Here is a 15709-nt window from a genome sequence, read left to right on the forward strand (position 1 = left end):
TACTTTAGGCAGTTTGTATCTCTTTTACTCTGCCTTTCTTACCTTTTTTAGTCTAAACTCCAGTAAATTAGTAAAGCCAGTCACGAGGAGGTGTGACTGGCTATTGACTTAATATTACCTAATTTTTTGTGATATCCCTTCTGTCTAAGTATAGAAGCATTTCTATACCTTGCAAAGTATTTATACGACACTAATACTAGACAATATGAATTAAGTAGAAATACTGCCGCTTCGCTATAGCTCTACCCATATCCGTCTTAGATGAGATAAAGTAATCACTGGACAACCAAGAAATTAAATTTTGGGATTGGGCTTTGATAGTTATAGCTGTCGCCACTCGCATTCTGTTTTTTTGATTTGTACTAGCTAATTTTTTTTTGCTATGTAGGAAGATTTGAAAAACTTTTAAATGGTGCATTTAGAGTGTCGAGATTGCATTTGCCAAAACTAAAATACTGATCGCTACTGCATAGAACTTGAAGATACATCCGCCAAAAGTTGTTACTGACATTACCTTGCACCTTTAAACTGATGAATTTAGTATTTCTTAGTTCTAGGATTGAAGAGGTGATGCAGTTTTGTAGTTCAGTGATTGAGATCGCGATTTAAGTACTTAGTTCAACATAGCCGTACATTCGAGAATTAGTTTTTGGTTGGTGAGCGAGTAGGGTTGAATCTCTAGCGCTCTGCGAAAAGTAGCGATCGCTTCGTGGTAATTACCGATCGCCGCATAGCACAAACCCAAACCGTGAACTGCCCCAAAATGATAAGGATTAAGGGCGATCGCCTTTTGGCAATCCTTGATGGAACGCTTGTAATCCCCTTGCATATAAAACAAAACCGCCCGCCGATTCCATGCTTCGACAAAGTCTGGCTGAGCATGAATTAATTGCGTAAGCATCAGCTCCGCCTGTCTAACATTACCGCTATCAGCCATCATTTGGCTCTGTCGCAAAACTTGCAAGCCCTGCATCCCTTTTTGCATAAACCACATTTCCCAAAGCCCCTGTGTAGCGCGATCGCGTATCTCCTCATCTTCACTTTTGAGGTCTCTCAACAATTCTTCGATGGGCTGGCTCATTAGTCTAGACAAATAAATTTATAGTACTCAAATAGTTTTTTAAGAACCTTGCAAAGCAAGGTTCTTAAAAAACTATTTGGGTTTGTTGCGATGGCAAAGTGCAATAATCTAAAGTTTGAACTAAAAGCGGGACTTGTGTTAGTTTTTTAACTCATACCTAAGAGATATTTTGCACGTATGTCTATCATACAAATTACTGTCCAAGAGCTAGCCGAACGTTTGGCTGGAGATCGCCAAGATTTACAACTGATCGATGTGCGGGAACGTGATGAGGTGGAGATTGCTGCGATCGCTGATTTTACAATCTTGCCTCTCAGTGAATATGGAGAATGGTCAGTAGATTTTAAGGAAAAATTTGATCCCCACGCGGAAACATTAGTGCTTTGCCATCATGGGATGCGATCGGCGCAAATGTGTCAATGGCTAATCAATCAAGGTTTTACTAATGTCAAAAATATTGGTGGCGGTATTGATGCCTATGCCTATGCGGTTGAGCCAAGCATGGCAAAGTACTAAAAAATTTGCTTCGCAAATTTTTTAGTTTGCGGTCAAAAAAGGAATGCTGAAAAATACTGCTAAGCCGATCGCCGAAACGATACAGGTGATAATTGTGATGATGATGAACTTGCGATCGCTAGCGCCATAGAACTTATTCGGTAATGAACTAGCCAATACCATTAACCCAATTACGACAAGAATCCCAATAAATAAGGTGCGATTCATAGGTTTTTGCTTTTAAATTAAAGAGAGGCGGCGCTTCGCGCCACATCTCTATAATAAAACCATACCTTCTTACGTAATCTATCTATGACCGATTGGTTGTGGCTTCAGAGATCGCTACCTACAAATATGACAGGTGCAGATCTATGGGAATCGCTCTATGCTAACGAACCGATTGCAGTTCTACTGGAAAGTCCAGCCACAGTTTCTTCAAAACTAGCAAAATATTCGATCGCCGCAGGGAAACCACGACAATTTTGGACTCCTGAAGTTGGTGAAATTTTGCCATGTTTGGAAAAATTGCGATTGCGGATGCAAAATTCTCATTCTGATTTACCCGAGCATTTGCCATTTACAGGGGGATATTTAGGATGGTTAGGCTATGACCTCGCTTGGGAAATTGAACGCTTGCCCTATACCAAGCCTGATACTTTGCCTTTTCCCGTAGCCTTTTGGTATGAACCATCTAGTTTTGCGGTGATTGACCATCAAACTCAAACAGTATGGCTAGCCGCTAGTGATCGCCTTGAATTAACCGAATTAAGCGATCGCCTTAGCAGTGCAGAAAACAATGGGCTTAAGCCCATTGTCCATCTCTGTAAAGATCGCAATATACAAGCTACTCCAACTTATTTGCCAGAGAGACAAGGCTATGAAGCCATGGTGGAAAAAGCGAAACAGCATATTTATGCTGGCGATATTTTTCAGACAAATCTCTCGATGCGGTTTGGCTATCCTTGGATCTCGGATGGGTGGCAACTATACCGCCATTTGCAAAAGATTAATCCATCACCCTTTGCAAGCTATTGGCGCACAACTTGGGGAGAGGTAATTAGCGTCTCGCCTGAGCGTCTAGTTAGCTTACGCGATCGCCATGCCGAAACTCGTCCGATCGCAGGTACAAGACCACGCGGCAAAACTGAACAGAAAGATCTCGAATTTGAGCGTGAATTACTAGGCTGTACTAAGGAGCAAGCCGAACACATTATGCTAGTCGATCTAGAGCGTAACGACCTTGGGCGAGTTTGTGAATGGGGCAGCGTTAAGGTCGATGAGCTATTAGCGATCGAGCGCTACAGCCATGTGATGCACCTTGTTAGCAATGTGGTGGGGACATTACGCCGCGATCGCACGTTGGTCGATCTCATTCGGGCTACTTTCCCAGGGGGGACAATTACGGGCTGTCCCAAAGTGCGCTGTATGGAAATTGTCGAAAAGTTGGAACCCCAGCGACGCAGTTTGTTTTATGGCTCCTGTGGCTATATTGACAGGCGCGGCAACATGGATCTGAATATTTTAATTCGCACTTTACTCAAGACTGACAATCATATCTGGGGACAGGTTGGCGCAGGCATTGTCGCTGATAGTATTGGCGATCGGGAATGGCAAGAATCTTTGCAAAAAGCCCAAGCTCAACTGGATGCACTAGGCTTAACTTGAGGGGTTCACCGTAAATTTTTGATGAAGCGGCTAAGTCGCTTCATCAAAAATCTGGTTCCTAAACCCCACAAGATATTTGGGGCGCTTTGCGCCCCAAATATCTTGTGGGGTTGGCGATCCTATAGAATACTTAAGCAACTACTATCGCCATATATCTATCCATGAGTGGAACCAAGCTTTACGAAGGCAAAGCCAAAATCCTGTTTACAACAGATGATCCCCAAATTTTGCTGTCGCGCTACAAAGATGATGCAACCGCTTTCAATGCTCTAAAAAAAGGCACAATCGCTAACAAGGGGGAAATGAACTGTGCGATCGCCTCACACATTTTTCAGTATCTGGAAACCCAAGGTATTGCTACCCACTTCATTAAGCAAGTTTCACCTAATGAGATGCAAGTTGCCGCCGTCCAGATATTGCCTATCGAAGTTGTGGTTCGGAATATTGCAGCAGGTAGTATTTGCAAACGCCTTGGTTTAGCACAAGGTCAACCACTCAAGCAGCCCTTAGTCGAATTTTTCTATAAAAATGATGACCTTGGCGATCCTCTAATTACTGATGCCCATGTATCCATGCTTGATCTCGCCACACCTGAACAAGTTGCTCAACTCAAACAACTAGCTCTAGATATTAATCACCATCTGCAAACTTTTTTTGAGCGCTGCAATCTAATCCTCGTTGATTTTAAGGTGGAAATTGGAGTAGATGCTAATGGGCATTTACTGCTAGCCGACGAAATCAGCCCCGATACCTGTCGTCTCTGGGATAAGGCGATCGCAGACCCCACCGCTCGTATTATGGACAAAGATCGATTTCGTCAAGATCTCGGCAATGTTGCTGAAGCCTATCAAGAGGTGATGAAACGAGTCTTAGCAGCGATCGCCTAAAAGCAATTTTGCGAAAATTTGCGAAAAATGGCTTCAACTTAGGTAGGTATGATTTTTAACATAGGATATCAACATGACAAAATTTAGTTCTTAGTTAATTACTGCTAGCAATATAGGGGTGTTGAAAGTTATAGTTATTTATTACTATTCTCAGAAACTTTCTGTTCATATTTGTCCGTCAATAGTTTCCTGTTCAGTATTCTGTTTAAATATTCTGTAGGTGTTTGGAAGACTTTATGCGTATAAACTTGCTCGTATTCACAGCCATTGCCGCATCCAGCACGTTACTAACAAGTCCTCTGCTGGCACAGGCTGCTCCTGCAAAGCAAGAGATTGCTCAAGCGCCAACCCCGCAGCCCACTACTCCTCCCACTACACCCGATTCCACTGTAACGGAAGAGCCTGCTCAGCCAAGCACGCCTGTTCCACCAACTACACCAATCCCCCCCACTACATCACCAACTTTTACCCTTCCTTCTACCACTCCGCCTCCAGCAACTACAACTGAAACTCAAGTACTCGTGGGAGAAGTTGCCATTAAAACCCCAGAAGGGCAACCTCCTTTACCTCCTGAACTTGAGCAAAGAATTTATGATGCGATCGCCACAAAACCTGGGCGGACAGTAACTCGTACTCAGCTTCAGTCTGATATCAACGCTGTGTTTGCCACAGGCTTTTTCTCCAATGTTCAAGCGGAACCAGAAGATACCGACATTGGTGTGCGCGTAACTTTCTTCGTATTACCAAATCCTGTCCTCCAATCTGTAAATACTGAAGGCACACAAGTACTAGAAGAAGGTGTGATTGATCGCATCTTTGGTTCACAGATTGGCAAAGTCACTAATCTCAAAGATATTCAAGCAGGGGTTAAAGAACTTGAAAAATACTACCAAGACAAAGGCTATGTTTTAGCTCAAATTGTTGATATCAAAGCTACACCCGACGGAAATATTAACCTCGTTGTATCTGAAGGTGTAATCGAAGACATCAAAGTTGCCTTTATCAATGAAGACGGCAAAACCGTTGACAATGAAGGCAAACCAGTCAGTGGTACTACTCGCGACTTTATCATTACCCGCGAGTTGACGATTAAAGAAGGTGAAATCTTCAATAAAAACACGGTTCAGGGAGATTTACAAAAAGTCTTTGCTCTTGGGTTATTTGAAGATCTCAACATTGGGCTTGCCCCAGGAACCGATCCACGTAAAGTAATCGTGACTGTCAATGTTAAAGAACGTAACACAGGCTCGATCGCCGCAGGTGCAGGTTTAAGTTCATCCACAGGTTTATTTGGTACGGTTAGTTTTCAACAACAAAACCTTGGCGGTAATAACCAAAAGCTCGGTTTAGACATTCAAGTTGGTGAACGCGAATTACTATTTGACCTCAACTTCACTGATCCTTGGCTAGCGGGTGACCCCTATCGCACTTCATTTACTGCCAATATTTTTAACCGTAGTTTGTTCAGCTATATTTTTGATACCCCAATTGGTATTGGACCTGACAACGTTAGCCCTCGGATCAACCGACTTGGTACAGGTTTTAGTTTCTCACGACCTCTTGGCACAGCCACGACGGCTTCACTGGGCTTACGCTACGAACGAGTCAGCATCACCAACAGCAACAGTAATGTGATATCACCAACTGACTCATTGGGCAATCCTCTTTCCGCGAGCGGGACTGGGCAAGATGATTTACTACTACTGCAATTTGCCTATGCCACCGATCAACGCGATAATCCGATTAAGCCATCTTCTGGCTCTGTATTTCGGATTGCGACTGAGCAGTCGATTCCCATTGGTTTAGGTTCAGTTTTCTTAAATCGGGTTCGTGCTAGCTACAGCTACTTTATCCCCGTTAATTTCTTGAACTTCTCTGAAGGTACACAGGCTCTTGCTTTCAACATCCAAGCAGGGACTGTAATCGGTACTTTGCCACCCTACGAAGCCTTTCAACTAGGTGGTAGCAACTCAGTTCGGGGTTGGGATGAAGGCAAAATTGGTAGCGGTCGCAGTTTTGGCATCTTCTCGGCAGAATATCGCTTCCCTGTGTTTAATATCGTTGGCGGAGTCTTGTTCTTTGATTATGGTACTGATCTAGGCTCAGCTTCGGCAGTACCAGGCAATCCTGCAGGAGCGCGAAACAAACCAGGTAACGGTGCAGGTTATGGCATTGGTGTACGGGTACAATCGCCGCTAGGTTCCATCAGAGTGGACTATGGCATCGGCTCAAATGGCGGTACACAGTTTAGCTTTGGTCTAGGAGAAAAATTCTAGTCATGCTCTACCAACAGACGATCGCCTCCCCATTTTCGTTGTCGGGGATTGGTTTGCATAGTGGTGAGCAAGTTTCTGTGACTGTCAGTCCTGCCCCCGTCAACTCAGGTCGCTATTTCATCTATGGTGAGGCAAAAATTCCTGCGGACACAACCGTAGTTGCAGCTTCGCAGCTATCAACGGAGCTGCGCCAAAATGGCACAGGTGTTCGCACGGTCGAACATTTGCTGTCAGCTCTGTTTGGCATGGGTGTGCATAATGCCTGTATTGAACTCGATCGCCCCGAATTGCCGATCCTTGATGGGTCGGCTTTGCCTTGGGTGGAAGCGATCGCTAAAGTTGGGATAGCAACTCAAGTACAAGGCGATCGCCTAATTCCTCTACCCGAAGCAGTTACAGTTTCCAAAGGTGATAGCTTTGTCACGGCGATACCTGCGGATACTTTGCGCTTCACCTATGGCATTGAATACCCAACTCAGGCGATCGGTGAGCAGTGGTTTAGCTGGTCACCTGCGATCGCTAACTTCAGCGAAAGATTTGCTAGTGAAATAGCCCCAGCAAGAACTTTTACGCTTGCAGCATATATCGACCAAGCTCGATCCGCAGGGTTAATCAAGGGCGGAAGCCTAGAGAATGCGCTGGTTTGCGATGCGGAGCGCTGGATCAATCCGCCTCTACGTTTTGCCGATGAACCATGTCGTCATAAACTTTTAGATCTTATTGGTGACCTAAGCTTGCTAGGATTCTTACCGAGAGCGCATATTCTTGCCTATAAAGCTAGCCATAATCTTCATGCTGAATTTGCGATCGCCTTAGCTCAAAAGCTATAGCCCCACAATTTATTTCCCTCCTATGCAAAATTAGTTAATATGTCAACTTTGACCGAAGAACCCACCATAAATAGTGCTGAACTCAATACTGATAGTACCAATAGCGTAACTAATCAGATTTTAATGATCGAAGATATTCAGAAATTGTTGCCTCACCGCTACCCATTTCTGCTAGTTGATCGGATCATTGATTTTGTGCCAAATAAATCTGCCACAGGGATTAAAAATGTCACTTTTAATGAACCATTCTTTCAAGGTCATTTTCCTGAAAGACCGATCATGCCTGGTGTACTAATTGTCGAGGCAATGGCTCAAGTCGGTGGTATCGTCCTAAGACATTTACCAGGGATGGAAAATCAACTTTCACTATTTGCTGGTATCGATAAAGTTCGCTTCCGCCGTCCTGTAGTTCCGGGCGATCGCTTAACTATTACTACCGAGCTACTAGTTGCACGCAAGCGCTTTGGTAAGATGCATGGACGTGCAGAAGTTGATGGTCAATTAGCCTGTGAGGGTGAATTGATGTTTTCATTAGTTAATCTTTAATCTCTAGTTTCAAATTTTAATTTGTGATCTGGCGATCCAAGCGATCGCAAATCAAGCGATCTAACTTAGTATCAAGCGAGCCAAACTTTTTATGCCTGTGTCTCATGCGCCTGTGTCTGAATTTATTCACCCGACAGCCATAGTGCATCCTGATGCCCAACTCCATCCGACTGTCAAAGTTGGAGCTTATGCTGTCATCGGTGAACAGGTGAAAATTGGCGCTCATACTGTCATTGGGCATCATGCCATTGTCGAAGGGAGAACTGAAATCGGCGATCGCAACCAAATTTATCCAGGGGCGGCGATCGGTTTGGATTCTCAAGACTTGAAATATGCTGGTGCTGAGAGCCTCGTCAAAATCGGTAATGACAACCGCATTCGTGAGTACGTCACAATTAATCGCGCCAATGAAGCTGATGAAGTTACCCATGTTGGCAACGGCAATTTACTGATGGCCTATGTCCATGTGGGGCATAATTGCGAAATCGAAGATCGCGTAATTATTGCTAATGGCGTGGCTCTGGCAGGACATGTCCATATCGAGTCCCATGCCAGAATCAGCGGGGTACTAGGAGTGCATCAGTTTGTGCGAATTGGACGATTATCAATGGTGGGTGGTATGAGTCGGATTGAGCGAGATGTACCTCCTTATACCCTCGTAGAGGGTAATCCTTCTCGGGTACGCACCCTAAATCGAGTTGGCATTGATCGGGCTGGACTAGATGGAGAGACTCAACAAGCTTTGAAGTCAGCATTTCGATTGTTATATCACCAAGATCTGACTCTCGTTGAAGCTCTTGAGAAACTAGTTACCCTTGTTGATAACCCTCATGTTCAACATTTGCGCCAATTTTTACAAGATTCGATCACCATTTCTCAACGACGCGGACCAATTCCCAGCCGTGTCTAAGACAAAAAATAGGCATGGCGGCGCGAAGCGCCGCCATGCCTATTTTGGGACAACTAACTCAAGTATGGCTGTATGAAGATTGGAAACTAAACCCAGCAAGGGTTTTAAAAGCATAAAATGGCTAATCCATTTTATGCTTTGGGATTATAGCGATCGCCTATACAGACAAATGGGTAAGCTATGAATTATTAATGTCATAGAAAAAGCTCTATTCGTTCTGTTTGGATCAACTATCTCATACATAAGAATGAATAATGTATTTTCTGACCTAGATTTGAGGTAGTTATGTTAAGATTAGTAACGTAAATGCTTTAAATCTACATACTCTGTTGTAAAGAGCGTTTGGTGAACATGTCAAGTATTAATAGCTCAGGATTTGGCGGGGAAAACTCATATATCGGCAGACCTCAATCCAAAAAAACTTTTGATCTGCTACAACCGTTACGTCAGACCATCGATAACTTTGAAATCCACAAATCTAAAACAGCCCATCGCATCGCTAAACTAATTCCTGCTCAATGTCCCTTTGAGCGCACCATTAAATTCTTTGGTCACACCCTCATCCACATTCCACCCCTTTGTAAACTCAACCCTGTATACGATGAACTAGTCGGGCTTAGATTCCGTGCCCTTTGCTTTTTAGCGGATCGCTGTGGCGAAGACATTAGTGCTTATTGTTAAGCCAACTAAAAGGTCGCCAAGCAACCTTTTAGTTTCAATTTTATATGCGAAAAATAAATGATGTAAGCTAAGCTTGCATCATTTATTTTTTGTGCTTAGGAATTTGCATATGCCAAAAAAAATACAGTGGCTATGGCGATCGCTGGTCGCTATTTTGGTTTCTTGTTTGATTGTGGTTACTGCGATCGCCTTACAGCCGAGTAATGCAGCGATCGCACCATTACCCGACCCCTATCTCACCACAGGAAAGCTTGCTGAAGGCGAAAAAGTTTTTAATGACTATTTAAAAAATAATGCTCAAGATGACAAAGCTCGCTTTGGGTTGGGCGTAATCCAATTTATGAGTGGTACTGAACGGTTAATGCAGTCGCTCTATCGTTATGGACTGATTCAAAATCCCGTAAGTGGATCGATCCCTTTTTTACGCTTGCCAGTACCTCAAAACCCCAAACCACAAACTTTAACTTACGACGGACTCCAGCAGGTTTTTCAGACTTGGATTGATGATCTTGCTACCGTGCGGACTACACTCGAACCGATTAAAGATCAGAATCTCAAACTTGCCCTACGTTTAGGCTTGATTCGTTTAGATTTTGATGGCAATGGCAAAGCTGATGACAAAGAAATGTTATGGCAGATTTTTAATTCTGTGACTGGTGCGAACGTTACCCAAAAAGAAGCACAACAGTTTTTAATCGCTTTTGATCGCGGTGATGCTTTGTGGTTACAGGGATATACCCATGTCTTAGGAGCGATCAGTGAATTTTTGCGGGCTTACGATAGTCGCGAGTTATTTGCTGCTTGCGCTCACTTATTTTTTCAAGATGTGGATACGCCCCATAAATTTTTGCTCACGACGCGCAGAAAATCTCCTGAAGACTATAGTTCCAGTTTCTTTGAGATTCTTGATTTAGTTTCAGCAGTCCATCTGGCTAAGTTCCCTTTAGCGGAACCACAACGGATGACGACTATTCTCAATCATATGAAATCAGTAATTAGTCTCAGTCGTGAGTCATGGAAGTCGATTTTGGCAGAAACGGATAGCGATCGCGAATGGATTCCCAATCCTAAGCAGACTTCTGCAATTCCTCAAGTTCGGGTTACAGATGAAATGGTGAAATCTTGGCTAGCCGCTCTTGATGAAATCACCGCAATTCTTGACGGCAAGAAGAATTTACCTTTCTGGCGTGATGAGAAGCTCAGCATTGATTTTGCCAGAATTTTTACAGAGCCACGCACTTTTGATTTGGGGTCTTGGGTACAAGGAACAGCCGCTACTCCCTATTTAGAAAAAGGAAAGGTTACCGATATGAACGTTTGGAATACGATGGTTAGCGCTTTCGGTAGTAATTTATTTGGATTTGTAGTTTGGTTTAATTGAGAATTGCTACTATCTCAATGAAAGTTTTGCTCAAACTCAAATAAATGAAGGCGGCACGAAGTGCCGCCTTCATTTATTTGAGTTTGGGTTGTAAGTTCTACTTGCGGCGTATAATGCAGCCCCATAGGCTGCTTCAGTTTGCTGAGACTGTTGCATCAAGATCTGTAAATGGCGATCGCGTATTTTTGTCCACACCTGATTTTTTGCGCCACCCCCTGCGGTATAAATTCGCTGAATCGGCGAAGCGCCTAATTCTTGCAAAAGTTGATAGCCCTTTGCCTCAATTCTTGCCATACTTTCGAGCAATCCATGCAAAAATTCAATGGAATCATCAGGTCGTGGTTCTAGTCTTGGCGCAAGATGAGGATCATTAATCGGAAACCGATCGCCTATTTTGGTTAGAGGATAGTAATCCAATGAACTAGCAATATGTGGATCAATGCGATCGCTAAACTCTTGCAACTCTGAATCTGTAAAAAATTGTCGCAATACAGCCCCACCAACATTGGAAGCCCCACCAACTAGCCACAAACACCCTAATTCTGGATGCTCAAACCGATGGCTATAGATCCCGTAACTGGGATCATTAATTTGGCGATCGCTTAAAACTTTTAGCACCATCGTTGAACCGAGAGATGTCACTGCTGTCCCTATGGCAGGAGTCGCCGTACCAACACTAGATAAAAATGCAGCATTACTATCAGTCGTTCCCGCACCAATCGCACAATCTAAAGGCAAATTTAATTTTAAGGCGATCGTCTTATTAACCATCCCTACAGTTTTACTTGGTGCAAAAACTTCAGGCAAAACTACCGCAGGATTATTGAGTAACCATGACAGTAACCAATCAGGATATTGCAGAAGCAGAGGATCGTATCCTAACTTGAGCGCATTGTGATAATCACTCACGCCCAATTTGCCATGGAGTAAATAACCCAGCCAATCAGCTTGATGCAAAAAATAAAGAGATCGCACTTGGCTTGTAAATGAATCTTGAATCTCTGCTCTGGCAAGGAATGAAATTAATTTAGCAAAACTGGAAGTTGCACTACAAACTGAATGCTTTGCTGGGGCGATTTTTTTGACTTGATCTAAAACATCAGACTCACAGGTATCGCTATAGATCATTGGTGGTGAGATGACCTTACCATTGCGATCGCAAATCAAAATAGTAGAGGAAGTGCCATCGACAACTATTTTTTTAGTAGTTTGCCTAATTTTCTGAGGCAAACTAGCAATTACTTCATAAAGCGCTAATTGCCATGTTTCGCAATCACGAATGTCATATTCAGCGCGAGAGATTGCGTCAATTTCGTTACTTGCATTAATGGCGATCGCCCTTACGCCCGAAGTCCCAAAATCAATACCTAAAAAGTAATTCATGCTAGTTGCCAATACATCGCTTTGCGCTGACTTAAAACCCAGAAACATTTGTAAAAGTGTCGCTTCGCGCCGCTTTTACAAATGTTTCTGTACGACTGTATTAATTAGTAGTAGGGTGGGCAATGCCCTCCCTACTTGCTACGACTTTTTCAAAGGAATATTTTTTTCTAAACAAGTTTTCAGCATTCTTGCGTCAAATAAAACTGGCAAGAAATGAATACTTTTTACTTCTTTGAAATAGAACAAAATTGGGAAAGCAAACCAAAACACCTTCCAATCTTGCCACTCTTGATAGGGGAAAGTACGGAACTTTTCTTGCGATCGATAAACCTCTAAATCTGTCGCGGTAAATACTAACCGAATCGTCGCTGCTTGATAAACTAAAAACAATCCAAAAATTGCAACTACACCCGCAGCAATTGGTTGAACCCAAATAAGTGGTATTCCTGCCAACACAAGTACAACAGGTATTGCATAGTTTGGATTTAGTTCTGTAGCCTGCGATGCAATATTTGGATCAACAAAAGGATTTGAAGTAGTCATAATGATTTAAATGATTGATTTATACCTATAGATATACATTTAATTCTAGGTCTATGGCTTCTTTATTGAAGTGATAGGATAAATATTATTGAGCTAATTATGCTCTTTAGTTGGTTTATTCTTAACTAATTACGCTTTTAGCGCATCTGGTAATCTCTATATAAGCTTAGGAAATGTCTATGAACTTATCCTCAACAGCGAATGACTTGGCTCTCCCTTTACATGAAGCTGCCAAAGATCCTAAAGTCTGGAGTCATCTCAAACAAGCGATCGCTACCAGTTCAGGATTTGATAAGTGGCAGCGATCTCGAAATGTTGATCCCAAGGGCGATCCCAAAGATGTTTTAGTGGTACAAGAAAGCGTTCTTGATGATCTCGTTCGTAGCTACTTACGTGAGACACTAGAAACGTTAGCGTATTAATTGCGAGATTTTCTTGTGAGCGAAACATTAGAAACTCAGTTTGAAACATTAAGAGAGCAACTAGCTACAGATGATATGGGTATTCGGATGAAAGCCCTTCATGCTAGTCGCTCTCTTGCCATTTCTGAGAGATTTACTTTACTATCGATCGCGGCGATCGATTCCTATGCACGTATTCGTTATGATGCCGTCAGTCAACTTGGCACAGTCGGCACGGTTGATTTAGAAAAATCCTTAGAAATTTTAAGCGATCGCCTATCGCTCGATCCTGAAATTGATGTGCGAGCCGCCGCCGCTGCTTCGCTTGGTTCCCTACAACTTACCCAAGCCTTTGATTTACTTAAAACAGCCTACGAGTCCACTAATGACTGGATGTTTCAATTTAGTATAATTGCCGCGATCGGTGAGCTAGGCGACCCTCAAGGCTTTGATTTACTAACTGAAGCATTACAAAGTCCTAATGAACTAGTCAAAATTGCGGCGATCGGTTCTCTCGGTGATTTAGGCAATCCCGCATCGGTAGCACTTCTGTTGCCCCTTGTCGAAGATCCTGATTGGCAAATCCGACATCGAGTTGCCCAGTCTCTCGCCCAACTTGGCGGTTCTGAAGCTAAAGCAGCTCTGGAGAAACTTGTCAACGATCCAATGCCCCAAGTTTCTGAAGCCACGCGATCATTTCTAGCATGACGCGAAAAGGTCTGAATTACAGATTAGACGGATTTAAGGATGACACAAATTTTTAAAGACTAATCGACATCCAAACATTAAAGCCTAAAAATTAAGCAGAGGGCTTGGCTCACTGCTTAATTTTTAGCAGATTAAATCCGTGAAATCAAATAATCCGTTTAATCCGTGATTCAGACTTTATTTATGATCAGCAAAAAAAGCGAGGCGTAAACACCTCGCTTTTTTAGAGTTTAATTAACCAAATCCTAGAAGGAGAAAGTGGTACGAATTACGCCAACTGTTGCAGTCCCGTTAGCATTGTTGCTACCTTGGTTGAATACAAAGAATACACCAGGAGTGATGCTGATATTCTTAGAAACACGGAAGCGGTAGAAAGCTTCCAAGTGATAAGGGGTATCAGCACTACCTTGGGCAAGACCACCAATACTAGTTCTCAGTAGAGGCTGACCGAAGGAAAGAGCAGCAAGATCGCCTTCCGTAAACAAATCCTTACCAGATATAGATGCTAACCAAGTGGTGAAGGTGGTCGAAGAATTTATACCAGTTGCTTCAGCAAAAGACCAAGATCCCCATGTATTGAAGGTGAACTTCTTAGTGATGTCCCAAACCAAGCTACCGACGACAGTATTAGTCTTGATACCTGTAACACCAGCAGCGCCACCCAAAGAGTCGATGTTTAAGCCAGAGCTTAAGGTGTTGCCAACTGTGTAAGCATTGGCGTAGCCAATACCGAGAGTAAATGCATCAGATGGCTTGGCAACTAACTGAGCAGCAAACTTAGTATCGTTACCAGTTACACCACCTTGTCCAGTAGGAGTACCAGCATTAGCAGCACTATACATCAGTTCAAGAGCTGCTTGATTGTTAAATTTAAAGGTCAAACCAGCAACTGCTAAACCACTATCACGACTACTAGAAGCAATACGGATTAGAGGATTAAAACGACCAAAGCGAGAAATTGTACCTTGGCTGTCGCTTTCCAGAGGATTTAGAGGGCTGATGACATCTTCAGGAGCGCCAATTGGAGCAATGTAAGCAGTGATGTTGTCGCCAACTGGAAATTTATAATACAAACGCCCAATATTAAATGAGTTGCTTGTGTTGGTATCAAAAGATAAGCGAGTGGAGTTGTTACCTCCAAGTACATTTAAGTTAGGATTGTTAGCTGCTTCTAAGCGAGTTCTCAACAGATCTTTGCCCGTGAAACTAGTATCCAAGTTCAGACGAACACGATAGCTGAAGGTTGTATTGGTTTTGTCAACACCAGTTGTAGTCGTACCATCAGAAGCAGCAGCAAGAGCCATAATTGCTTCGCCGCGTAGCTTGGTGGTGGTGGAGAACTGTTGAGCTTCGAGCTTAGCGGTCTTAGCATCAAGAGCATCTACACGACCACGAAGAGTTGCAAGTTCAGCAGCAAACTCTTCTTGTAGCTTTTGCAAAGTTGCGAGGTCTTCTTTGCTGACCTTATCAGCTAAACCTGCGGAGATAATTTCGTTGATCTTGTCTAAGCAAGCATTCAAACCAGCAGCAAATTCGTAACGGCTGGTTGCTTGTCTACCACGGAAAGTGCTGTCAGGATAGCCAGCGATACAACCGTAGCGCTCTACCAAGGATTGCAATGCGGTGAAAGCCCAGTCAGTGGGGCGGACATCGCTAAGTTGAGATACTGAAGTTACATTTTGAGCAACAGCACTGGGACGAACCAAGCTGTCAGTAGTTACGGAGCGGATTACTTCAGATTCTTGAGAAGCTTGAGCATTAGCAGAACCGCTAATCAAAGCAGATGCAGCAACAGCAGCAGAAATTACTACGCTGTAGTTTTTTATGGAAAACTTAGACATTTGTTACTATTCCTCACAACATAACAGCTTAAATATCTGTATGTTAATAATGTAGCAACAATAGCAGCACAAAGTTAAGTG

16 protein-coding genes are annotated in these 15709 nt (G+C 43.1%); 11 read left to right on the top strand and 5 right to left on the bottom strand.

The features are described 5' to 3' along the window. Positions 1-613: 613 nt before the first annotated feature. Entirely contained in the window at positions 614-1081 is a 468-nt protein-coding gene (locus tag B9G53_RS08285; protein WP_094531081.1) for a tetratricopeptide repeat protein, read from the bottom strand. 177 nt (positions 1082-1258) lie between these two features. Between B9G53_RS08285 and B9G53_RS08290 the strand changes: the two genes are divergently transcribed. Then, entirely contained in the window at positions 1259-1597 is a 339-nt protein-coding gene (locus tag B9G53_RS08290; RefSeq protein ID WP_094531083.1) for a rhodanese-like domain-containing protein, read from the top strand. 21 nt (positions 1598-1618) lie between these two features. On the opposite strand, the gene B9G53_RS08295 is transcribed toward B9G53_RS08290, so the two are convergent. After that, positions 1619-1804, bottom strand: coding sequence for a hypothetical protein (locus B9G53_RS08295; RefSeq protein WP_094531085.1), 186 nt, complete (start codon positions 1802-1804; stop codon positions 1619-1621). A gap of 84 nt (positions 1805-1888) precedes the next feature. Here B9G53_RS08295 and B9G53_RS08300 point away from each other — a divergent pair, with 84 nt between their 5' ends. From B9G53_RS08300 to B9G53_RS08335, 8 genes are all read left to right on the top strand, one after another. After that, positions 1889-3241: an anthranilate synthase component I gene (locus B9G53_RS08300; protein ID WP_094531087.1), complete on the top strand. Its 1353-nt coding sequence runs from the start codon at positions 1889-1891 to the stop codon at positions 3239-3241. Positions 3242-3402: 161 nt separating this feature from the next. Beyond that, positions 3403-4128: a phosphoribosylaminoimidazolesuccinocarboxamide synthase gene (gene purC, locus B9G53_RS08305; protein ID WP_094531089.1), complete on the top strand. Its 726-nt coding sequence runs from the start codon at positions 3403-3405 to the stop codon at positions 4126-4128. A 236-nt stretch (positions 4129-4364) separates the two neighbouring features. Then, positions 4365-6404 carry a BamA/TamA family outer membrane protein gene (locus B9G53_RS08310; protein ID WP_094531091.1) on the top strand — a complete coding sequence of 680 codons (2040 nt, stop codon included), beginning with the start codon at positions 4365-4367 and terminating at the stop codon, positions 6402-6404. Positions 6405-6406: 2 nt separating this feature from the next. Continuing rightward, entirely contained in the window at positions 6407-7234 is an 828-nt protein-coding gene (lpxC, locus tag B9G53_RS08315) for a UDP-3-O-acyl-N-acetylglucosamine deacetylase (protein WP_094531093.1), read from the top strand. 39 nt (positions 7235-7273) lie between these two features. Beyond that, complete coding sequence (gene fabZ, locus B9G53_RS08320; protein WP_094531095.1) at positions 7274-7780, top strand: 3-hydroxyacyl-ACP dehydratase FabZ; 507 nt, start codon at positions 7274-7276, stop codon at positions 7778-7780. Positions 7781-7871: 91 nt separating this feature from the next. After that, the gene (gene lpxA, locus B9G53_RS08325) at positions 7872-8690 is read left to right on the top strand and encodes an acyl-ACP--UDP-N-acetylglucosamine O-acyltransferase (RefSeq protein WP_094531097.1); all 819 of its coding nucleotides are present in this window, start codon (positions 7872-7874) and stop codon (positions 8688-8690) included. 351 nt (positions 8691-9041) lie between these two features. Further along, complete coding sequence (locus B9G53_RS08330) at positions 9042-9371, top strand: Mo-dependent nitrogenase C-terminal domain-containing protein (RefSeq protein ID WP_094531099.1); 330 nt, start codon at positions 9042-9044, stop codon at positions 9369-9371. Between the two features lie 109 nt (positions 9372-9480). Then, complete coding sequence (locus B9G53_RS08335; RefSeq protein WP_094531101.1) at positions 9481-10752, top strand: hypothetical protein; 1272 nt, start codon at positions 9481-9483, stop codon at positions 10750-10752. 69 nt (positions 10753-10821) lie between these two features. Here B9G53_RS08335 and B9G53_RS08340 read toward each other — a convergent pair whose 3' ends face one another. Further along, a complete protein-coding gene (locus tag B9G53_RS08340) occupies positions 10822-12135 on the bottom strand; it encodes an FGGY-family carbohydrate kinase (RefSeq protein ID WP_094531140.1) in 1314 nt (437 codons plus the stop codon). Positions 12136-12273: 138 nt separating this feature from the next. Beyond that, positions 12274-12678 carry a DUF3119 family protein gene (locus B9G53_RS08345; protein ID WP_094531103.1) on the bottom strand — a complete coding sequence of 135 codons (405 nt, stop codon included), beginning with the start codon at positions 12676-12678 and terminating at the stop codon, positions 12274-12276. A gap of 179 nt (positions 12679-12857) precedes the next feature. On the opposite strand from B9G53_RS08345, the gene B9G53_RS08350 reads away from it, so the two are divergent. Continuing rightward, complete coding sequence (locus tag B9G53_RS08350) at positions 12858-13100, top strand: hypothetical protein (protein WP_094531105.1); 243 nt, start codon at positions 12858-12860, stop codon at positions 13098-13100. A gap of 15 nt (positions 13101-13115) precedes the next feature. Then, complete coding sequence (locus B9G53_RS08355) at positions 13116-13787, top strand: HEAT repeat domain-containing protein (protein WP_094531142.1); 672 nt, start codon at positions 13116-13118, stop codon at positions 13785-13787. Positions 13788-14032: 245 nt separating this feature from the next. Here the strand turns inward: B9G53_RS08355 and B9G53_RS08360 are convergent, their stop codons facing one another. Beyond that, positions 14033-15628 carry an iron uptake porin gene (locus tag B9G53_RS08360; RefSeq protein WP_094531107.1) on the bottom strand — a complete coding sequence of 532 codons (1596 nt, stop codon included), beginning with the start codon at positions 15626-15628 and terminating at the stop codon, positions 14033-14035. Between the last annotated feature and the right edge of the window lie 81 nt (positions 15629-15709).

Origin of the sequence: Pseudanabaena sp. SR411 (assembly GCF_002251945.1) — a bacterium.
Classification (GTDB): Bacteria; Cyanobacteriota; Cyanobacteriia; order Pseudanabaenales; family Pseudanabaenaceae; genus Pseudanabaena.